Origin of the sequence: Sphingobacterium paucimobilis HER1398 (assembly GCF_000416985.1) — a bacterium.
Classification (GTDB): domain Bacteria; phylum Bacteroidota; class Bacteroidia; order Sphingobacteriales; family Sphingobacteriaceae; genus Sphingobacterium; species Sphingobacterium paucimobilis.
In genome coordinates this window covers 38062-59440 of record NZ_ATDL01000018.1, presented here as the reverse complement: position 1 = coordinate 59440, position 21379 = coordinate 38062, and the positions used below count along the sequence as shown (strand labels likewise).

The window sequence follows — 21379 nt, the reverse complement described above, 5'->3', positions numbered from 1 at the left end:
GTACTTTGTGCGGAAAAAAGTACGAGCCACTCGCGGCTTGAGCGAGAAGAAAAGATCATATTTAGTTAACACTTGTAAACTTCTTAAATACGTCCTAATTATTCTCTTTCTTCGCTTCTTTGGCTTGTTTTTTCTTTTCTTTTGCGCTGAACTCCGCCACCTCTATAATTCTAGGGATACTACTTTTCGGAGCCATGTTCTTAACACGTTTTAGTTTCTTTCTGTAACGAAGTGCCCGTATTGTTCTGTTATTTTTGTACAGGTTCCAGTTCATCAACAGTACAGAAAATAAAACTACTACAAGCCCCATTATCTGTAAAGGTGTGACCTGGTGATCGGTAAAGAAATGTACCAATAGTAATGCTACAATAGGGTTGACATAGGCATAGGTGCTGACTTCGGTAGCCGGTCTGACCTGTAGAAGCCAAATGTAGGAACTAAAAGCGAGGATCGATCCAAACGTAACCAGGTAGATGATCGCACCCCAGTCGGCCAAATAGACGGCATTATAATCAAATGCTTTGTATTCGCCATTCAGTAAAGCAACAGTGGTAAAGGCAACGCCGGCAGTCACCATTTGCCAAGCGGTCTTGACAATAACATTTAAGGGCTGTTCTTTTCGCTTTTCTGACTTGTCCTTTTGACTGTATTTGGATGTCAAGGAACCTATAGTCCAGCCGATCGTCCCCAGGATAAGAACCCCCATGGCGATCAGGTTTTGCGACTTTTCGCCATCGTCGGTTTGGCCAAAAACTTGCTCTGCGAACAGCATGATAACTCCGGTAAAGCCTAAAACCAAACCAAGAATAATAGGTAAGCTAGAGAAGTTTTCTTTCCACTTGGGCTTGTCAAAGACAATAAACCAAATAGCAGTAGCGGCGGAAAGAATAGATACGATACCACTGGATATATATTGTTCGGACCAAATAATGGCCGCCATATCTATAAAGAGAAGTAAAAATCCAACAAATATGGCTTGTTTGACATCTTCTCTGTTGAATATTTTATAACCTTTCAACCCACAGTATCCCATTAGCAGCGATCCCGCTATGATAAAGCGAATGGAGCCCAAAACAAATGGGGAAAATGATCGAAGCGCTTTTTCGATGAAAAAGAAGGTTGACCCCCATACGATATAGACAACAAGATAGGCGAAAACGATGCGCGCTACTGAAGGATTCTTTTCGTTCATTAATTAGTCTTTTGAAGGAATTACTAGTTTTTGTTCTTCTTTGACCGTTTGCAGGACGATCGTCGTACGGGTAGACAGGATGCCCTCTATCTTCCCTAACGTATTGCGCATTAAATCGACCAACCCAGCTGCGTCATGCGTACGTACCTTTATAAGGTATCCATCATCGCCTGCGATATCATGCACCTCCTGGACTTCGGGGATTTCTGCCAAAAGATAGGCAACGCCCTGCTCTCCGATAATGTCCGACGTTTTGATGGATATAAACGATAGTAAGTTTTGATCTAATGCAGAAGGATTGATCTTAGCATTGTATTGCAATATAACTTCCTTTTGCTCTAACTTCTTGACTCGCTCCAAGATAGCAGAAGGCGCCATGCCGAGTTCGCGCGCTATATCAGCGTTGTTCGTCCGGGCATTATTCTGCATGATGCGGAGTATCTGATAGTCAATATGGTCTAATGATATTTCTGTTTTTGACATAATTCTGCAAATTTAACCTTTTTTAGAATATAATTCATAATTATTTATCAGAAAATGAATTATATTCTATCAGTCTGCGTGATGGGATCTATTTGAATAAGAATAGGCGTTGCGTTATTATGCGTTATTTATAAATCTTATTGCATAAAATAACAATCGTTGACTCTAATATACCTAAAAATAATGTAAGATTGATTAGATTTGTTTATCTAATAGATTTAAAAGAAGAAGTTCATGTTGTCAACGTTAGCGAAACTAAGCCATCAGATAGAAGGGGAGTTATATTATAACCCATCCGACTCTAAGCACCAGACCATTCGATTAGCTTATGCTACGGATGCATCCGTGTATCAAGAATTGCCCCTTGCTGTCGTCATTCCCCATACCAAGGATGATATATTGAAATTGGTACAGTTTGCCGATGAAAATAGAGTAACGCTGATCCCTCGTACTGCAGGTACATCACTGGCTGGGCAGGTGGTAGGAAGTGGTATTGTGGTCGATGTCTCGAAGTGCTTCAATAAGATTTTGGAGTTGAATGTCGAGGAACAATGGGTTAAGGTCGAGCCTGGTGTGATCCGGGATGACTTAAATGCGTATCTAAAGCCCTATGGTCTGATGTTTGGACCGGAAACATCTACGGCGAGCCGAGCGATGGTAGGGGGAATGATTGGCAACAACTCGTCCGGACTGCATTCTATAGTATGGGGCGATACCCGCGAGAACCTGATCCGTGCGGACGTGGTCCTCAACGATGGCAGTGAAGTTGTTTTTGAACAATTAGATCCTGCTGCTCATTTTGGAAAACTCGCTATGAAAGGCAGGGAAGGCGATATCTATCGTGCATTGAATGATCTATTGACTAAGCCGGCAAACGTAGAAGCCATAGAGAAGGGGTTTCCGAAGAAGACCATAACACGACGAAATACGGGATATGCCTTAGATTATCTGGTCGATAGCGAGGTGCCGTTCAATCTCTGTAACCTATTGGCTGGCTCTGAAGGGACGCTCGGAATCGTGACCGAAGCGGTATTGAAATTGCGTCCTTTGCCTCCCAAAGAGATTGGGTTGTTATGTGTACATTTTAATGATATGATTGAATGTATGCGTGCGAATGTGATAGCTCTTAATCACGATCCGGAGGCTTCCGAATTGGTGGACAAGTATATATTGGATTTTACCGTAGGCCATCCTACCTATCAGTACAATCGCTTTTTTATCGAAGGCGACCCACAGGCTCTTCTGATCGTAGAGTTCAGAGCCGATACCAAAGAGGAGATTGAAGCAAAAGCGGACCATCTGAAGCAGGATTTGGTCGAAGCAGGATTTGGCTACGCCTATCCATTGATAACCGATGCGAAGGAGACAAACTTGGTATGGGATGTCCGTAAGGCGGGATTGGGACTGATCCGTAACCTGCCAGGAGATAGCCAACCGGTCAATCTGATCGAGGATTGTGCGGTTTCACCAGAGGATCTGCCGGCTTATGTCGCAGACGTGCAGCAGTTGCTTCAAGAGCAAGGTGTGCACGCTTCGTATTATGCGCATGCAGGAGCAGGAGAATTGCATATCGAACCCTTCATTAATCTGAAGTCTGATCAAGGGAAGAAGCAGTTTCGCGATATTTTGGAAAAAACGGCAGACCTGGTCCTGAAATATAATGGATCGCTTAGTGGCGAACATGGAGACGGTCGATTACGGGGAGAGTTCATCGGAAAGGTACTTGGTGAGGATGTCTATCAGTTGCTGCGCGAGGTCAAGGGAATTTTTGATCCGAAGGGAATATTCAATGCCAACAAGATTGTCGATGCGCCACCTATGGATAGTTCTTTGCGCTATGATAAACCGGTAGACGGCCAGGCTATCAAGACCTATTTTGATTTTACCAAAGACGAGAGCATCTTGAGATTGGCTGAAAAGTGTTCTGGATCTGGAGACTGTCGAAAAACCGAAATCACAGGAGGTACGATGTGTCCGTCTTTCATGGCTACCCGCAATGAGAAGGATACCACCAGAGCACGTGCTAATATGTTACGTCAGTTTTTGACCAACTCTACGAAAAAGAACCGCTTTGATCATGAAGAGATTAAAGAAGTGATGGACCTCTGTTTGAGCTGTAAAGGATGTAAGACGGAATGTCCATCCAGTGTCGATGTCGCCAAGATGAAAGCAGAGTTCTTACAGCAATACTATGATGTACATGGCGCTCCTTTTCGTTCTAAGCTGATAGCGAATTTTACAAAAAGCCAGCAGTTGGGCGCTATGGTCGCTCCTGTATATAACTTTTTTGCACAGAATGCTGTGTTTTCTAAGGTAATTAAAAAGGTGGTGGGTTTTGCTCCCGAACGTTCATTACCAAAGGTTTCGAGCACGACACTTAAACAATGGATCAAAAAGCAGGATGCCTATACGAGTCAGCGAAGAGTCTATTTATTCTGCGACGAGTTTACAGACTATAACGATACGGAAATAGGTATTACGGCGTATAAGCTGTTAACGGCACTGGGGTATCAGGTTTTGGTTCCGCCGCATAAAGAGAGCGGACGCACCTACCTGTCAAAAGGTTTTGTCAAAGAAGCCAAGGCGCTGGCAAACAAGAATGTATCACTCCTGAGTCAACTGATAAATGATGGTACACCGTTGTTAGGTATAGAGCCCTCCGCTATACTCACCTTTAGGGACGAGTATCTGTCCTTGGTGGACAACGAACAGCAAGAAGCGGCGTCACGCATTGCGAGAAATGCATTGACCATGGAAGAATTTTTGCTTCGCGAGGTGGAAAAGGGAAATATACATCCCGAACAGTTTACCTCCGAAAAGCAGGCTATAAAGCTACATGGACATTGTTATCAAAAAGCTTTTCATCTGGTCGGCACTACGGAAAAACTGCTGTCGCTGCCTGTTAATTATACGGTCGAGGTGATCCCTTCAGGATGCTGTGGGATGGCAGGATCATTTGGGTACGAAAAAGAGCACTATGAAATATCGATGAAAGTCGCGGAGTTGGTATTGCTTCCTGCGGTAAGGAGTGCCCAATCGGATACATTGATCGCTGCAGCAGGTACCTCATGTCGTCATCAAATCAAGGATGGGGTAGGAAGAAAATCCTACCATCCGGTCGAAATCTTATATAAAGCACTAATTAAGTAAAAACAATGTCGTATCTTAATTGTTTCACAATAAAATAGAAATTTTATGAAATCACTTAATTCGTTTTTAGGACTAGGAGTAGCCTTTGCTGTAACAATGGGCTCTTGTAATAATGCCAGTCAAGAGAATAAATCTACTACGGGCGATTCTACAAAAAATACGGCTTCTATCGAGCAGTTGACCAATAATAAGGAAGCTGACAAGCAAACGTTGTTTTTACGCTTTACAGAAGAAACCAGTACAGATTCTTCGATGATCTATACGGCCAAGTCGTTGTTTGACAAAGATACCGTGGGCTTAAAGATTGAAGTCTTGAAGGATATTAAGCCAGGTCTTACCAACGATGGTAAGGTCGATCAAAAGGCGGGATTTGTGAAAGGATCTATTAAGTTTTCATCGTTGGGCGGCTCCTCAGATGCATTTGTCAAAGCTTTAGGCACCATGTTCAAATTGCCAACAGCTGATAAAATGACGGAAGGGGTGATATTGCCGACCGTGTTCTCTTCCAATAAGACGGCTGTGGACTTGACGAAACCATCCACATATAGTTTTAAGCTGTTCTTTGAAAATGGAGCGGGAGAGCCTGCAGAGATCTTTGGGGTAGTGGATACGTACCGTAAGGCATTCGAGTTTTCAGAAAAAGATTCTACTTTCCGGAAGCAGTTTGTAGCGGCTTTTGAAGGAAAATAAGTGTACACTTGAGAATGAAATAGGACAGCTTCGATTAGATGAATCGAAGCTGTTTTTATTTAATGGTCAGCTGCTGTCTGGCTTATCTTTTTGCGTAGCCTTTGCTTTGCTTTTTTTACGCCATCAAGCGATATGCCCAATAGGTGTGCAATACTTTGATTATTTAGATTAAGCTTACTCAATGTCAATAATCTAAGGTTGTTTTCGGATATATTGGGATAGCGTACAGTGATCTCTTCAAAAAAACCAGGATGGGTGGTGTCAAATAAAGATTTAAATCTGTACCAGCGCTCATCGGTCATCATATGGGAGTCCAGCATCTGGTTGAGGCTTTCCTGTATTTCGTCAACATGATCATTTTGATGGTTCACTTGAGCGTTAGCTAGTTTTCTTCCCAGATCTTGTATAATCTTCTCGTTCTCTTTTATGCGTAAGAGAAAGTCTTCCATCTCCGTTTTAGCTTGTATCAGTTGGTTGTCCAGCAGTTCTTTCTCTAGTAGGAGTGCGAGCTGATCCTTTTCCAGCTTTATGGTTTTTATCCGAATACGTTGCCTCGATCTATGTATCAGCAGTGTGATGGATAGGAGTGTCAGAATCAAGACGATACTTATACTGAGGTCACGAAAGCGGTCTTGTTTTCTTTTATTTTCCGCTTCGGTTATGGCGAGGTTAAAGCGTTCAGCCTCCCAGTTCCATGTCGCCTGTTGAAGGCGTTCGCTGTCTTTTTGTTGTTGTGTAGAATCGTTGTATGTTATAAATTGATTCAGGTAGTAAATCGCCTCCGTTTTATTACCTTCGGCCTGTGCAATTTTGGCTTTCAATTCGTAAGCAGCCGTTTTATACATCAAAAAGAAGGGTTTGGGCTCGAAGTAGACCTCTGCCTGCGCCAAATATGCTTTCGCTTGGTTCCATCGCTTTTGAGCAACTGCAATCTCGGCCAATCCCAACAGCGTACGCATAGCATCACTGAAATCCTCGTATTTTAGCGATGTTTTTACATTCATTTCGGATAGCACAATGGCTTGGCTGGTATCTCCTTTGGCCAGAAGGATGTTGCCAATATTACCTTGCAGTATACCCATCCATACCGTATCCTTTGTTCGTTCTGCTACTTTCAGCCCTTCTTTGTAATAGTGGTGTGCCTTATCATATATACTGTCTCTATAATAATAGACACCTATGGCGTTCAGAATATCGATAGTCTGTCTTGTGTCTTTGGGCGCATAGTTAACGGCCTTCTTGTAATATTCAAGAGCTTTTGTGGAATTACCTATATAGCCATAAAAATTAGCCATCCATTGCAGGTGACGTGCTGCCATTGCGACTTGGTCCAAGTTTGCCTCCTGGACTAGATTGGATGCCGAGAGAAAATAGGGGAGCGCGGCGGATATCTCTCGATAGGTAAAATAATAATATCCTCTTCGTATCAGGGGCAATAAGCGGTATTCCTGCACGCCACTCTGCTCCGCAATCCCCATCGCCTGGTTAAAGTAAGCGTCTGTTACGGGATTTACCTGGTCGAATATAATAGAAGCGGCATCTGCTAACAGGAGATAGTAAGCAACCTGAAGGCCTTTGTTTTTGTGCTGAAGAAGGGGGCGTAGATACTCTTTCAGATAGTTCGAATCGACAATACCATCCTTTCTCGTATCTAATGCGAGACAATATTCTATTTGTTTTTTTGTGTCGGCGATGCTGTTCAACTGTATTTTCAAATCAGGCACTTCGGCTCTAAGGGTTGAAAATAAGCTGAGTATAATGAAGGTTATGATGTTTCTGATAATACACATAGACAGGCTGCAATTTAGCTTTTTTTTTACCAAAACTCAAAAAGACGCTAAGGCGTTTTTAAGAATCGAGATACTCTGTTCCATTTCGAGATTATCCATATGACCGAAGCCCATACGCATGGCTGATATTTGTTTGTTTTGGTAGAGGGTATGACGTGGTATCAAAAGCCCCTGTTTTAGGCATTTTTCCTTTATGGTCATCAGCGACTTGATCTGATGAAACTGTACCCAGGTAGCGAGTCCTCCATTGGGCGTATCAAAGGAGACATAGTCTTCCAGCATGTCCTGTAGCAAGTCAGACATGTGATCACGCCGTTCTCTATATACTTTGAGCGACTTTTTTAAATGTCGATGTATTTCACCTTCTTCGATCATCTCACCCAAGGTCTGTTCCATAATGATATCGCCCTGCCTATCGATGATGCCTAGATATTTGTTCATTTCCTGTATGAGGTTCTGTGGGGCCACTACAAAACCGGTCCGGAATGCAGGCGCCAATGATTGTCCCAAGGTCCCGGTGTAGATGACCATTCCGTTGGTATCGGCACTGGCTAAAGGCAGGACTGCGGCTTTTTCATAGTGAAAGTCGTAATCGTAGTCATCTTCGACAATAATGAAGCCATATTCATTTGCCAATTGCAGCAGTTCCAAACGGCGTTTTGCGCTCAGTGTGACCGTCGTCGGATAATGGTGATGTGGGGTAATGTAAAGCATGCGTATCCGACCAGTCTTTAATTTCTGTTTTAATGCTTCTATCGAAATTCCTTCTTTGTCCAAAGGGATGGTCTCTAATGTGGCACCGGCTTGCAGTAGGGTCATATTTACCGCAAAATTGCTCAGCTCGGCCACGATGACCTTATCCAAGGGCTTAAGAATGACTTTAGCAATGATGTATATACTCATCTCGGAGCTCCTTGTGATCAGTAGATTATGTTTAGAAATATGAAGCCCTCTGGAGAGGTTGAGATAATTGCTCAATTGTTCTTTAAAGAAGATACTTCCATTCTCGTGGTACTGCGACATCCTTTGTAAACTGCCTTTACGATTCATGGATGAGCTGTACTGCAACGAAAGGTTTCTTACTTGTGTAAGCCGTATATCAGTGGTGCCATCGGAGAAGAAATAGGGCGCACGGTTTTCCTCAAATGGATTGTCCAGGATATTGGATATTTGGATGTCATATCCAGTCTTTATGGGGTACTGTGTCGTCGAGATAGGAGGTTTGGTGGAGGGGATAGATTGTTTTACTCGGCTTTGTTGGAGAACAAAAGTTCCTTTGTTGGGAATGATGTCGATCCATCCCTGAGCCTCCAGTTCATCGTATGCCGCTATAACCGTCTTGCGGTGCAGCCCGAGTTGATCGCCTACGAGTCGCGTTCCTGGAAGCTTTGCTCCGGCCGTAAGATAGCCCCGCTGTATCCCATTGATGATCTGTTGGGCGAGTTGTATAAAAAGTGGGGTGGAGGCATTTCGATCTAATTGAACAAAACTGGATAAGGAAAGTAAAACCGGACTACTCATATTGTTGAAAGTGGACTATTCAAATGTTCCGGAAAGATATGACTTTTGCGCTCAACAAAACAAATACAATTCGATACTTTAATGAAAAGACTATTTTTAATCCTGCCGTTAACGGCGCTTTCAGTATCTATCAAAGCACAGATAGGAGCTTCGGACACCACATCTCTCCATGAAGTTGTTATTTCTGAGAATCGATTGCAGATTCCTTTTAACAAGAGGAACCGTAATATCCAGATTATTCAACGGGAGGATATCGCCAAGATGCCGGTACGTTCTATTAATGAGGTGCTGAGTTATATTCCTGGAATAGATGTGCGGCAGCGTGGGCCATTTGGCGCGCAGGCGGACATCAATATTGATGGGGGATCCTTTGAACAGGCGCTTATATTGATCAATGGTGTAAAAGTATCCGATGTACAGACGGCGCATCATTCGATGAATATACCGGTGAGTCTGGATGCTGTCGAACGCATTGAAGTCTTAAAGGGGCCTGCTGCTCGTGTGTACGGTATTAATGCACTGACGGGAGCCGTTAATATTATTACGAGGCCGCAGACGGGTACAGATGTGTCAGTACGTGTTCAGGGAGGTTCTTCGTTTTCAGGAAAAGAGGAAGGCGATGGAACAGGTATATATGGTGGAGGCGATCTGCAAGCTGTGGCCAATATCGGCAATGCACAGGTGCAAAATCTGATATCCGTAGGGGGCGGCAAATCCAACGGACAGCGCTATAATACGGCAACAGAAAATGTAAAAGCTTTCTATCAGGGCAAGTATGTATTGGGGGCAAAGGATGAAGTGGACCTTATGGCGGGCTATCTTTACAATGCATTTGGGGCTAATGGCTTTTATGCTGCTCCGGGGGACAAAGAATCTTATGAGATAGTCAAGACGGCGATGCTGTCTTTGGGAAGTACGCATCAACTGAGTGACAATTTTCAACTAAGACCCCGCATCAGCTATAGAGGGAATAAGGATGACTATCGCTATTTTAGGAATGACCTATCGACAGCGAGATCGGAACACGAGACTAACGTATATAGTTTTGAACTGAACAGTATGCTCCATACCCGGATTGGTGATTTTGGTTTTGGATTGGAAAGCCGTTATGAAGAGATTGAGAGTACCAACCTGGGCGAGCATGACCGTTATAACCATGGTGTATATACGGAGTATAAGACAGAAGCCTTCGATCGCTTGTTGTTGAATATCGGAACGTATCTCAATTATAATACGCAGTATGGTTGGCAGGTATTTCCAGGTATAGACGTAGGCTACAGTATCACCAATACTTGGAAGGCATCGTTCAGCTTGGGTTCTAGCCAGCGGATCCCAACCTATACGGATCTCTACCTTAAGCAAAAGGGCAATATAGGGAATGCGGAGCTAAAGTCTGAGAATGCATGGCAGTATGAGTTGGCTTTGCGCTATGAAAAGCCGGATATCTACCTGCAGGGAGGAGTTTTTTATCGAAATATCTCCAATTTTATAGATCGTATCCGTGATAATGAGAATGATCCATATAAGCCTTTTAACTTTGGTGACAATAAGATGTTTGGGGTGAATGTCGGCTTTGGACAGGTCTTTACTATAGCGGATCAGCAACGATTAAAGTACGATGTGAGTTATAGTTATCTGAAGCCTAAAGAAATGACTTATGCTGAAGATGTGACCTCGATGTATGTGGTGGAGAGTCTAAAACACCAGACCTTGCTGCGCGCGTTGTATCAAGTCAATAGATTGGATTTCAGTTTGGGTAACAGGTGGATAAAGAGAGAACGTAATGACCCTTATTTTATCACCGACTTGAGAGTGGGATACCGTCTTGGCCAATGGAGCTTTTATGTAGAGGGGACGAATTTATTAAATCAGCGCTATAAAGAAACAGCAGCTGTACCTATGCCTGGACGATGGTATACAGCGGGCCTCCGTTATCAATGGAAGCACAAGTAGTTTAATACCGATATCGGGTTTATTCCTCCCTGGGCTTGAGTAAGAGCAGGGAGGAATTTTATTTTCAGATCAGACGCGAAGTATTCCTCGAAACCCTCTGGCTGCATAGTATGATTCGGCTCCATTGTGATATATAAAGGTGCGGCCAAAACGTTTGTCTCCGAAGATAGCACCTCCTCGGCTCCGTATGTCCTCGGGAGTATGTAACCAGCTGGATGTCTTCAGGTCAAATTCACCCAATTGTTGCAATTGTTGATATTCGGCCTCTGTCAATAGTGCTATCCCCATCTCTGCGGCCATAGCTGTAGCACTGTGTTTGGGCTTGTGTTCCTTACGGGACTCTAGCGCTTGGTGGTCATAACAAACAGATCGGCGTCCCTTTGGACTCTCAGGAGCACAGTCGCAGAAAAGGTATTCAGATTTCTTCTCATCGTAGCCAATTACATCCGGTTGACCTTCTGTCTGTTCCATATGATATAAAGAAGTGATTTTATGTGGATCGGAACTGACTTTGTTCCATACCTCTTCCCATCTTAATGACGCATGACGATTCCTATTCTTTTCGAAACGCTCTTTTAAAGTTGCCGCCAGTTCCCTGATCTGCTCGGCTGATAAGGTGTTGCTTTTCATTGCAGTGATCTATAGTTTATCTGTTAATTTTCTGTCGTTCGTCTGATTCGGCTGAGCGATGAGGCGGTGATACCGAGGTAGGAAGCGAGCATACTCAGGGGAACTCGATTGGCCAGGCCAGGGTAGTGCCCCAAAAAAAGCTCGTACCGTTCGCTGGCATCTAGGTTTTTCATCGTACTTGCCATTTTCAGTTTACTCTCTGCTACAAAAGCATACAGCTTACTGATCAATAATGGCCAGGTACTGACTTGTTGTTCAAGCGTTGAAAAATTCTCCCTATCGATATACCAGATACTCGCATCCGTCACAGCTTCTATACAGTCATCAGATGGAGCTTGGAGCTGAAAGTTATGAAGGTCACCAATAAAGCGGCCTTCATAAATAAAATAACGTGTAAAATCGTCTCCCTTCTTGTTATAGTAGACCGAACGAAATACGCCATCCTCCACAAAGGCTATTCGCTTGCTGATGCTGCCACATTCTACAAAGTACTCTCCTTTTGCTATTAGGGTATGTTTGAATAGACTACCGATGATGTCTTTCTCGTGTTCATTGAGTGATCCAAACTTTTCGACAAAAGCAATAAGTTCTTTCATGTTACGTATTTGATTTCAGGATGAAAATTACAAATAATTACCTGTTTAATCCTTATAAATAGAGCGCTCTGTTAGTTCTTTTTAAATATTTTTATTTCAGACTGATGATGGCATCTCGTTCCGGCCCGATTGAGAGGTGGGAGATTGGCGTCTCCAGTTCCAATTCCAAATAACTGATATACTGGTCGAGTTCATAAGGCAGCTGTTCGCGCTCCTTAATTTTGGAGAAGTCTGTATTCCATCCAGAGAAGACCTTCCAGTGGGGCTTTATTTCATTTATCTGCTGTGCAGTTGGAAAATCATAGACCAATTTTCCCTCGATTTGGTAGTGGGTACAGACATTAACGATATCCATGCCGTTTAGCACATCGGATTTGGTGATGCTCAATTGGGTGATACCATTGAGCATGATCGCGTACCGCAGCGCAGGCAGATCAAGCCATCCGATACGTCGAGGACGTTTGGTATTGGATCCAAATTCATTCCCCTTAATCCGAAGGTCATCCCCCAAGTCGCCGATAATCTCACTCGGAAACGGGCCTTCACCGACCCGGGTGTTGTAGGCTTTTAGTACGCCGTATATTTCGCCCACTTTGTGAGGAGAAACGCCGAGGCTCACACAGGCGGCTGAAGCAACGGTATTGGAGGATGTGACGTACGGATAGGTACCGTGATCGATATCCAGCATGGTGGCCTGTGCACCTTCTGCAAGTACGGCCTTGTCTTCTTTCAGCGCTTTGTTGATAAAGATCTCTGTGTCTATTATAGCAAGCTCTTTTAATCGTTCGATATCAGCCATGAATACACGGCGTATTTCATTAAAATCGGGCAGAGCCTGGCCTAGATGACTCAATTGTTCATATTCGCGACGCATTACCTGCTCTACATCATGCGCAAAGTCTGCGGAATAGATATCGCCGACTCTAAAACCCTGGCGCAACATTTTGTTGGCATAAGCATGACCGATACCATTTTTGGTGGTTCCTATGGTCCGGAATAGCTCCGAGTCTTCCATATACATATCGCGGTACTTGTCGGTAGGCAGTACAAGGTGTGCTTTTTGAGAAATCAGGAGTTGTTTTTTGACGTCGTGATCGGGACTGATGCTGGCTAACTGCTCGATCTCTTGGTTGAGCTGCGTCGGATTGATCACGACTCCGCTACCGATGATATTGGTGATGTGGGGATAGAAGATACCCGAAGGTAATAGTTTTAGTGTGATCTTGTGACCATTCCATAAAATCGTATGTCCTGCATTTGCTCCCCCATTATAACGTGCTACAACGTGGTAGTTGGGACATATCTTGTCAATAAACTTGCCTTTTCCTTCGTCTCCCCATTGGAGACCTACGAGAATATCCATTTTAGCCATTTCTTATGTGCTTTGATTTATAGCACAAAAATAGGCGAGCAGGAATTGCCTACAATTGTCATTTGGCAAAAAGTGACTATTTGCTGGCGTATTCCCAAATTTGTTGGCCCGCATAGCTGCGATAGCGGTAACTACGGTCTAGGCTGGCGTGAAGCAGCGCTTGTGCCAATACCGTTGTCGGAAGTGGACGTTGATTGCTTAATAACCCGATTTTATTGAACCATTTGATGATATTTACGGCCCGTTTTTCTCCCCCTCGATCGCTGTCTTTTCGAACCAGAGTCGGCGGGTTAAAGATGCTTAAATGAGGGAAATCTAATGCTTTTACGGCTTCTTCCAATTGTCCTTTCATCTTGCTGTAGAAGAACATAGAGGAAGGGGAAGCCATGGCTGCGGATACTAGTACCAGACTTGGAACATGGTTGTGCCGAGCGGCCTTAGCAAAATTATATTGGTAGTCATAGTCAATTTTCCATTGGGCCTCTTTACTGCCTGCGGCTTTGAGGGTGGTGCCTAAGCAGGAGAACAGGACATCTCCTTGCACGAGATCTTGCCATTGTTCCACCTGATCGAAGTCGATGAGGTGTACCGACAGCTTTTCATGCTGTATAGCGAGTGGTCTGCGTACAAATACATCCACGCGATTGAAGCGGCTATCTTTCAATAATAGATCCAATAGGTCTTTGCCTGTGGCACCGGTTGCGCCAATTACTAGAGCTTTCATCTTAACATGAGTTGTTGTTACCTGATCAAAAATACAAAAAGTAGAGGACTCCTTTTCTATGTATAACAAAGCAGCATTTTTTATAGCACGCGATATTTGAATCAAAAGGTACAATCATGCAATCGGGTATTATTTATTGCATGTAATTTCCTTGTTTATGAACATTTAATTTACTGAAATCCCCCTAATTTTACGGGATACAAATGTATAAATCATTGGAGTTAGAGGTTTATGAACAAAAAAAAATTGTGCGATTAAGTGGAATACTTGTGATGGGACTTTCTTTAACTAACAGAAGCGAATGTATGGATTGCAAAGAGTTAAGTGGCGTGATCTGTGACTACTGGAAGAAGCTGTTTTGTGGTATGACAGTGTATCAGAGGCCCAATCTGAAGCTTACGGTAAAGGAAAGTCTGTCGGAGGAGGAGGGGCTTATGGTGTTGGATTTTCCAACTGGAGTTAAACATATTGTCGTGAGCAGGGCACTTCTGAATGATTTGGAAAATGAAGATTTGCGTAATTATAGTTACGAAGATATAATCGAATCTTTACGGAAGAGGGGGATTGTGCTACACGGTGCCGATTATCTTTACTATTTTTCTAAAGAGGCACTGTCGGCACTGGATGGCTATGTGGTCGTGCCGGAGATACGACAATTGACAGTAGCTGATACTTCGTGTTTTTTAGAATTCGAACGTACGGCCAGTATTCAGGATCTGGATGACGCTTCGGTTTCTTTGGAACACTGGCTCGTTTTTGGGGCATTTGAAAATGATAAGTTAGTGGCTGTCGCTAGTATGTATCCGTGGGATGATGAAAGCAGAATAGCGGATTTGGGCATATTGACGCTAGCTGAATATAGGGGCAGAGGATATGCTTTGCGAGTTGCACAGGCTATATGTAAAGAAGCATTAAGAAAGGGGTATGAACCACAATACCGCTGTCAGTTGGACAATGATGCCTCTATTGCGTTAGCAAGCAAACTGAATCTGACGCTATTTGCTAAATGGGATGTGATCGCTCCAGATATTGCTTCTATCTAAGAGTTAAACAGGTAATTGAAAGAACAAGATAAATGATTTAATCGCACACTATCAAAAGGAGCTAAAAATACAATGAAAGCCATCATTATAGGAGCATCAGGACAAATCGGCTATGCATTTTACAGATTGTTACATAAAGCAGGCTGGGAAGTTGTACTGTTGTCAAGACGTGAATTGCCTTATACGGTGGATAGGCAACTGACGCAAAAACTTTCGTTCGATAGGTATGATAAGAGCGAATTTAGAAAGATGATGTCCAGTGGTGCAGATTTGGTGATCGATCTAGTTGCTTTTAGTGACAGAGAGGCTTTTCAACTTTTAGAAACTCAAGCAGATTATAGCCACCTGATCGTGTTATCTTCGTCCAGTGTGTACAAGGATGCTCATGGCAGAACATTGGATGAGGCAGCGACTTGTGGTTTCCCCGAGTTTGATACACCTATTTTGGAGACCAATGCTACGGTACACGCAGGGAATGAGACTTATTCGACCCGAAAAATTGCTTTGGAAGAGGAGTTGTTGTCTCGCAGCACAAATCCCTTGACCGTTTTAAGACCTTGTGCCATCTATGGCACTCACTCGCAGCACCCGAGGGAATGGTGGTTTGTGAAGCGTATGATAGATCAACGCCCGATTATCCCATTAGCCTACTATGGGGAAAGTATGTTTCACAGCACCTCGGCCCGTTCTATCGCCGAAGTCGGTTTCGCTGCTGCTGCTCTAAAGGGGCAGCAGGTTATAAATGTAGGCGATAAAGATCCATTGTCGGTGCTTGAGATTGCAAAGGTGATAGCGACTTATCTAGGCTATGAAGGTAGGTTATTACCTATAGCAAAAGAGGAAGGTGATTTTAAATATGTAGGTATGACGCCTTGGTCTACTCCGAGACCTTTTTTACTGAATACAGAGCAGGCGACAGGTGTACTGGCGGCTTCGGGACAGACATTGACGAATTATGAATCATCGGTTCAATGCTATTTCGGTCATTTGGAAAAGACAGGAGCAGAAAGACCATGGCAAGAGTTATACCCTCAACTGGCGGTCTACCCTTATCCGCAATTTGACTACAAAGCCGAAGATAAATATTTAGCAAGTCTGACCAAGTACTACTCTTAGTAAAGTGTACAGATATATCTATTGAAACTTTTATATTAAGTTCGCTTTTCCAAGCGGCGTACAGCTGGTATCGATCCTAAAAATATAGCCGTCATTGTGACGATAATACCGCCAATAAGAAATATCTTCTCTACACCAATATTATCGGCGAGTATCCCAGCAAAAAGAAGCCCAAGCATTGCGGGCAATTGCACAATGCTGCCAGAGATGGAAAAGACTCGCCCTAGGTATTTGGGGTCGAATTGCGTTTGCACCAATACGGTGTATGGCCCCGTAAAGAACGGAACGGCCAGTCCCTGTACGATGGTCATTACGGCATAGGTGGCAAAATAAGCGGAAGGCAATACGCCACAGATGGCTAATGCAATGCCTAGTGCGGAAAAGCCAAATACGATCAGTACGGTCTTTTTTATCTTGGGATTCCATAAACTGAGAGCCAAGCCTCCGAAAAGCAAACCAAGACCATATAGACCTTCTATGAGACTGACTTGATACGGGGTACCCTTAAAGTATTGGAGGGTCATCAAGGGCATCACGGCCACAATGGGCATAACAAAAAAATTGATAACTATCTCACAACCCATCAACCACGATACTCCTCTGTTTTTCAAGATTATGCTCGCGCCGCCAGCCATCTCCCGTATGAGGGATTTGGTGGATTGCACCGTCTGCGCTACCTTGGGTATATGTACAAAGGCGAGGGCGGTACAAGCAAAGACAGCACCTACGACATCTAGCAGCATGACTGTACTCATGCCAAATTGCAGCAATCCTATTGCTCCTAAAATCGGCCCACATATAATGGAAATGGATTGAATGATCTCGTTTACTCCAGCGATACGCACTAAAGCGGATGGTGGTGCAAGGAGAGGGACGGTCGATTTCATTGCTGGAGCGTGAAAAGCTCCACCTATGGAACGTAAGGTCAGTAAGATATAGATAGCCCATAGCTCAACCCTATCCAGGTAAAAGAATAGGGCAATTAAAGCCGAACAGAATGCAACGAAAAGGTCAGAGCCGATCATTGTCCACTTGCGATTCCAACGGTCTACAAATACCCCTGCAAAAGGTCCAAGCACGATTTGTGGCAATAGCCCTGCAATAGTAGCATAAGCCAAAGCTTCGGCAGAGCCGGTCTCTATACCAATCCAAAGGACGATAGCAAATTGGGCAGTCGCACTACTCAGTATGGAGAATAGTTGTCCTGACCATATAATTGCGAATTCTTTTTTCCAGTTGTGCAGTTGCTTGTTTATTTCCATCTGTTCTAATCTCTTTTTGAAACAGATGGCAAAAATAGATGCTTAAAAACGGCGAAACGTGAACATTTGTTAACTAATGCTCTGGTTTCACCAATTGTCTTCGAATCCTGCTGAGCGACTGTGGTGTCATACCTAGGCAGGAGGCAATGTATTTTTGGGGAACCAGTTGGAACACCTCGGGGTCTTTTTCGAGTATAGTAAGGTAGCGTGCGCGTGCCGTGGGCTGGCATAACATGACCAACCACTCGGTAATCTGAAAGTAGTATTGCTCGAGAATGGTGCGCACTAAGTTGGATATCTCATGTGATTCTCTGCAAAAAGCATCCAGGTCTGTTTTGGAGATAACGTAGGCAGAGCTTTCCGAAATGGACTCAATAATGTAGTCCTCGGATGCTTCGGAGTATAAGATGTCTCCATATCGCTCAAACCAGAGAGTCCTTTCTTCTCCATCAAATAGACGGTATGCCCTCCAGATGCCTTCATTAATGATATAGTAGTGCTGCTTACGTTCCTGTAGGCCGATAACGATGTCGTGGTAGCCATAGGATTTCTTTTCCATACGGGAAAGGAGTAGACTTGTCAGTTCGGGGCTGATACCATATTTTTCGCATAGTATAGGGATTAAATCTTCCATTGTCTGAATCTACTCTTGTTATTACTGAAGGTGTCCGTCAGCAATCAGGCGCTGGTATAGCATCACTACACCAGGGACTTGTATCGGTTCTTTTTGATAGGTTTTGAAATCAAAAAAACGAACATCTTCTATTTCACTGCTCGCTTGGATTTTCTCTTTTAGCTCATAGAAAAAACAATCTTGTTCCATAATTATATTGGTTTTTTCTCCATAGGCTGGAGCAGAGATATGGCAGTAGAATGTTAGTGATTCTGGAGCTAAAGAGAGGTTTATTTCTTCTTTTATTTCCCGTAAGAGCGCCTGAAAGGAATTTTCTCCCGGATCAACTTTTCCACCTAAGAGGTACCAGGCTTTTTTATTACGGCTGTAGCCCAATAATAGTTTGTTGTCCTCGACTACAACAAGGCCGGCTGTAGGCAGTGCTATTTTTTCCATTTTCTTTGTTTCTGGTTTCTAAGATAAGGAAAATCATTAGCTACTAAAATGGGAGCTGTGGTTTATTTAAAATAAATCAAACCGTCGCATCTATAGCGGTAAAATACTATAGCGGACGGTTTGAATCAGCACTCTGATACTTCTATTGTCTGTGTGCGTGTGTTATAATGTAATTGTCTTGAAACCTAATTCCTGAAGACCAAACAGATAAGTGAATCCGTTTGGTGTGGTATGAATAGCAGGATGATACTGTGATTTCTTAACGCCAAGCTTGTTCATCGCAAATTCGCAAACTACTAATCTGATACCCCATTTCTCGGCGTTTTGGATAGTGCTCTCCAATTCTTTGTTTTCTGCAAGGTCTTTGACGACCTGACCGATAAGAACGATTTCAAATTGAACGGCTTTGTCTTTTGCTTTATAGGCTTCGCCAGTCATTACTGAAGCCATTAAATGCATTGGGTTTTGAACCAAAATGGCGTATTTACCATCCGCTTTGACTGCTTTCTCTACGGCTTCTACGGGTACTTGTTGTGCGGATAAAGAGTTGCTGAAGGTAATCCCGATTACTAATAATGCGACGGCTAAAATTTGTTTTCTCATGTGTTCCAATGTTTAAGATTACGTGTTTCTTATTTTTGAATTAACCGAAGATAAGGATAGGTGCATCATCTTTGTGTAACAAAGGATACATTGAAATTCCTACCTTTGCTGTGAATACGTAAGTCGTGAAGCATATATGAAGCATTATTTATTTTTAGCTGCAGCAATTTTATTCGAGGTGATCGGTTCTTCTTTTTTGAAAAAGACCGAACAGTTTACAAAACCTATCCCTTCTGTGCTTTTTGTCTGTTCATTGGCCTTGTCATTTTACCTGCTTTCGTATGCGCTGCGTGGTGTGCCTATGGGTATAGCTTATGCGATATGGTCGGCTTTTGGTATCGTGATTATCTCGGCCGTGGGTTATTTTGTATATAAGGAGTCGCTCGATCTGCCTGCGATATTGGGAATTACTTTTATTGTCGTGGGGGTTATTATTATCAATCTGTTTTCTAAATCCAGTGCCCATTAATTTTTTATGAAAGTTGGTTATTTTCAATATGCTGTAATATGGCGTGACATAGAAGCGAATCTGAATTATGTCGCGTCCAAGATCGATGGTAGCACATTCGATCTGCTAGTGTTGCCTGAGTTTTTTACGACAGGCTATGCGATCGATAAGCAAGCTGATATATTGCCTTTTGCGGAACATCTGAGTGACAGCTTTACAGTTCGCTACCTATCCGAATTATTGTCACGCACTGGCAATGGGTATATCGTGGGCAGCATCCCAGAGGTGGAGGACGGGGTATTGTACAACACTTCGATCTTGGTAGGGGCATCGGGATTGATTGCTTCTTATCGGAAGATCCATTTGCCAGACTATGAAAAGCGATTCTTTCGATCAGGTGCAGAAGCTGTGGTGTATGATGATGGGGATAGTCGTATCGGTCTTACGGTGTGTTTTGATTGTTGGTTTCCCCAGCATACTTCTTTGCTTAAGGCGGATGGGGTAGAGGTGATCTGTCACTCTGCCTGTTTTGGTGGACCTGTCACCCCAACTATTATTCCCATTAGAGCGCTGGAGAACCAGTGTTTCTACGTGAGTTGTAATCGTATAGGTGAAGAGTATTTTGATGGAGAATTGGAGGAGTATCGTGGGGAAAGTCAGGTGGTAGGACCCGATGGTGATATTTTGCTCCGAGCGGGAAAAGAGGAAGCGCTGGATTTTGTGGAGATTGATTTGGCTCGCGTGGACAGACCTGCTTTTGGAAGTTTAATAACCAAGGACTTTCGATCAGAACATGATAAATATACCATACAGATATAAAAGAGGGATCATTCGATCCCTCTTTTATATCTGTATTTAAATTCTGAATCTATATCTTGATTGGCGAGATCGCTATACTGCAATCTCTATATGTCCCTTTAATTCTTCTTTTAATTTGTTGTAGAAGTCGATCTTGTTTTGTATTATTTCTTCTGGAGTTAGATCATTTTTGTAACGATGGTTGGGTGGATCAAAGGGGCCATCAATAACTTCCATGGTGATGACATCACCCACTTTTACTACAGTCCGGTACCAATCGACGTGTTCGTCCTCGTCAGAATCCAATCCTCCAATGTTAAAGTAATAGTCTTCGCAACAATTCGCACGCTTTACAAAAGTTGTACCCCCGGTTAGGACATAGTTGTCTTTATCAAATCCCGCATTTGATACTACTTCTCCGTTGATCTTGATTTTAAGTCCGTATCTATTCATGATTTTTGATTTTTTGTTAAAGTCTGTAACTATAATTAATAATCAATTTCTGATGTTCTATCATAGAAGACCTTTGACTTTAATCTATTCCATCGATTCGGTTGTTACCGGTTTTCTCGTGATGCATCCTTAAAAGAGAGTTTGTTTTTTTGCAATAAACTATTGCGCTGACTTGTAATTAGCTGCTCTTTTTTTTTTGCACTATTGAAGAAAAATAACCAGTAGATAAAGCGAATCGTTGGGCTGGAGCGTACTGTTATCCAGAATTACACCGCCCTTGGCTTTAAAAATAAAAGGTTCTTCATAGGCTCACATTTTAATCTGTGATGTTTAAAGATAATAAACAAATTCTATTCGTACAATTTTTTTTGTGGCGATTAATTTTGTTGTGTGGGTTGATGGTGGGGAAGGTAGGTTTATTTTACCATAAATGATCTCAAACTGTTCTACACTACAGATAAATAGCATGTATGGAGCCATGTAGAT

20 protein-coding genes are annotated in these 21379 nt (G+C 43.0%); 7 read left to right on the top strand and 13 right to left on the bottom strand.

Translation table 11 applies throughout. The annotated features are described in order from the left end of the window. Positions 1 to 94: 94 nt before the first annotated feature. Together M472_RS39525 and M472_RS39520 are read right to left on the bottom strand one after the other, a co-directional pair. Positions 95 to 1192 (bottom strand): EamA family transporter, encoded by a 1098-nt coding sequence (locus tag M472_RS39525; RefSeq protein WP_021071537.1) that lies wholly within the window; start codon positions 1190 to 1192, stop codon positions 95 to 97. A gap of 3 nt (positions 1193 to 1195) precedes the next feature. Continuing rightward, the gene (locus M472_RS39520) at positions 1196 to 1675 is read right to left on the bottom strand and encodes an Lrp/AsnC family transcriptional regulator (protein ID WP_021071536.1); all 480 of its coding nucleotides are present in this window, start codon (positions 1673 to 1675) and stop codon (positions 1196 to 1198) included. Between the two features lie 234 nt (positions 1676 to 1909). Between M472_RS39520 and M472_RS39515 the strand changes: the two genes are divergently transcribed. After that, the gene (locus M472_RS39515) at positions 1910 to 4825 is read left to right on the top strand and encodes an FAD-binding and (Fe-S)-binding domain-containing protein (protein WP_021071535.1); all 2916 of its coding nucleotides are present in this window, start codon (positions 1910 to 1912) and stop codon (positions 4823 to 4825) included. Positions 4826 to 4870: 45 nt separating this feature from the next. Next, positions 4871 to 5515, top strand: coding sequence for a hypothetical protein (locus tag M472_RS39510; RefSeq protein ID WP_021071534.1), 645 nt, complete (start codon positions 4871 to 4873; stop codon positions 5513 to 5515). Positions 5516 to 5574: 59 nt separating this feature from the next. On the opposite strand, the gene M472_RS39505 is transcribed toward M472_RS39510, so the two are convergent. Both M472_RS39505 and M472_RS39500 read right to left on the bottom strand, forming a co-directional pair. Further along, positions 5575 to 7305: a tetratricopeptide repeat protein gene (locus M472_RS39505; protein ID WP_021071533.1), complete on the bottom strand. Its 1731-nt coding sequence runs from the start codon at positions 7303 to 7305 to the stop codon at positions 5575 to 5577. 36 nt (positions 7306 to 7341) lie between these two features. Next, positions 7342 to 8826 (bottom strand): aminotransferase-like domain-containing protein, encoded by a 1485-nt coding sequence (locus M472_RS39500; RefSeq protein WP_021071532.1) that lies wholly within the window; start codon positions 8824 to 8826, stop codon positions 7342 to 7344. A gap of 81 nt (positions 8827 to 8907) precedes the next feature. Here M472_RS39500 and M472_RS39495 point away from each other — a divergent pair, with 81 nt between their 5' ends. Further along, on the top strand, positions 8908 to 10779 hold the full coding sequence (locus M472_RS39495; protein WP_021071531.1) for a TonB-dependent receptor plug domain-containing protein: 1872 nt from the start codon (positions 8908 to 8910) through the stop codon (positions 10777 to 10779). Positions 10780 to 10848: 69 nt separating this feature from the next. Here M472_RS39495 and M472_RS39490 read toward each other — a convergent pair whose 3' ends face one another. The 4 genes from M472_RS39490 to M472_RS39475 all read right to left on the bottom strand — a co-directional run bounded on the left by M472_RS39490 (position 10849) and on the right by M472_RS39475 (position 14101). Beyond that, positions 10849 to 11409: a DUF4256 domain-containing protein gene (locus M472_RS39490; RefSeq protein ID WP_021071530.1), complete on the bottom strand. Its 561-nt coding sequence runs from the start codon at positions 11407 to 11409 to the stop codon at positions 10849 to 10851. Between the two features lie 23 nt (positions 11410 to 11432). Further along, positions 11433 to 12005, bottom strand: coding sequence for a Crp/Fnr family transcriptional regulator (locus M472_RS39485; RefSeq protein WP_021071529.1), 573 nt, complete (start codon positions 12003 to 12005; stop codon positions 11433 to 11435). A gap of 91 nt (positions 12006 to 12096) precedes the next feature. Further along, positions 12097 to 13368: an adenylosuccinate synthase gene (locus M472_RS39480; RefSeq protein WP_031301923.1), complete on the bottom strand. Its 1272-nt coding sequence runs from the start codon at positions 13366 to 13368 to the stop codon at positions 12097 to 12099. A gap of 85 nt (positions 13369 to 13453) precedes the next feature. Beyond that, positions 13454 to 14101 (bottom strand): NAD(P)H-binding protein, encoded by a 648-nt coding sequence (locus M472_RS39475; protein ID WP_021071527.1) that lies wholly within the window; start codon positions 14099 to 14101, stop codon positions 13454 to 13456. A 305-nt stretch (positions 14102 to 14406) separates the two neighbouring features. Here M472_RS39475 and M472_RS39470 point away from each other — a divergent pair, with 305 nt between their 5' ends. Both M472_RS39470 and M472_RS39465 read left to right on the top strand, forming a co-directional pair. Next, complete coding sequence (locus M472_RS39470) at positions 14407 to 15144, top strand: GNAT family N-acetyltransferase (RefSeq protein ID WP_031301922.1); 738 nt, start codon at positions 14407 to 14409, stop codon at positions 15142 to 15144. Positions 15145 to 15216: 72 nt separating this feature from the next. Then, complete coding sequence (locus M472_RS39465; protein ID WP_021071525.1) at positions 15217 to 16260, top strand: NAD-dependent epimerase/dehydratase family protein; 1044 nt, start codon at positions 15217 to 15219, stop codon at positions 16258 to 16260. Between the two features lie 35 nt (positions 16261 to 16295). On the opposite strand, the gene M472_RS39460 is transcribed toward M472_RS39465, so the two are convergent. The 4 genes from M472_RS39460 to M472_RS39445 form a co-directional block, all read right to left on the bottom strand. Then, the gene (locus M472_RS39460) at positions 16296 to 17522 is read right to left on the bottom strand and encodes an MFS transporter (RefSeq protein ID WP_021071524.1); all 1227 of its coding nucleotides are present in this window, start codon (positions 17520 to 17522) and stop codon (positions 16296 to 16298) included. A 73-nt stretch (positions 17523 to 17595) separates the two neighbouring features. Next, positions 17596 to 18156, bottom strand: a complete 561-nt coding sequence (locus M472_RS39455) for a Crp/Fnr family transcriptional regulator (protein WP_021071523.1) — start codon at positions 18154 to 18156, stop codon at positions 17596 to 17598. 21 nt (positions 18157 to 18177) lie between these two features. Then, on the bottom strand, positions 18178 to 18591 hold the full coding sequence (locus M472_RS39450; RefSeq protein WP_021071522.1) for an NUDIX hydrolase: 414 nt from the start codon (positions 18589 to 18591) through the stop codon (positions 18178 to 18180). Positions 18592 to 18753: 162 nt separating this feature from the next. Then, on the bottom strand, positions 18754 to 19194 hold the full coding sequence (locus M472_RS39445; protein WP_021071521.1) for a DsrE family protein: 441 nt from the start codon (positions 19192 to 19194) through the stop codon (positions 18754 to 18756). Between the two features lie 136 nt (positions 19195 to 19330). On the opposite strand from M472_RS39445, the gene M472_RS39440 reads away from it, so the two are divergent. Beyond that, the gene (locus M472_RS39440; protein ID WP_021071520.1) at positions 19331 to 19663 is read left to right on the top strand and encodes a DMT family transporter; all 333 of its coding nucleotides are present in this window, start codon (positions 19331 to 19333) and stop codon (positions 19661 to 19663) included. A gap of 6 nt (positions 19664 to 19669) precedes the next feature. After that, positions 19670 to 20461: a carbon-nitrogen hydrolase family protein gene (locus M472_RS39435; RefSeq protein WP_021071519.1), complete on the top strand. Its 792-nt coding sequence runs from the start codon at positions 19670 to 19672 to the stop codon at positions 20459 to 20461. A 72-nt stretch (positions 20462 to 20533) separates the two neighbouring features. Here M472_RS39435 and M472_RS39430 read toward each other — a convergent pair whose 3' ends face one another. After that, positions 20534 to 20893: a hypothetical protein gene (locus M472_RS39430; protein WP_021071518.1), complete on the bottom strand. Its 360-nt coding sequence runs from the start codon at positions 20891 to 20893 to the stop codon at positions 20534 to 20536. Positions 20894 to 21379: the final 486 nt, after the last annotated feature.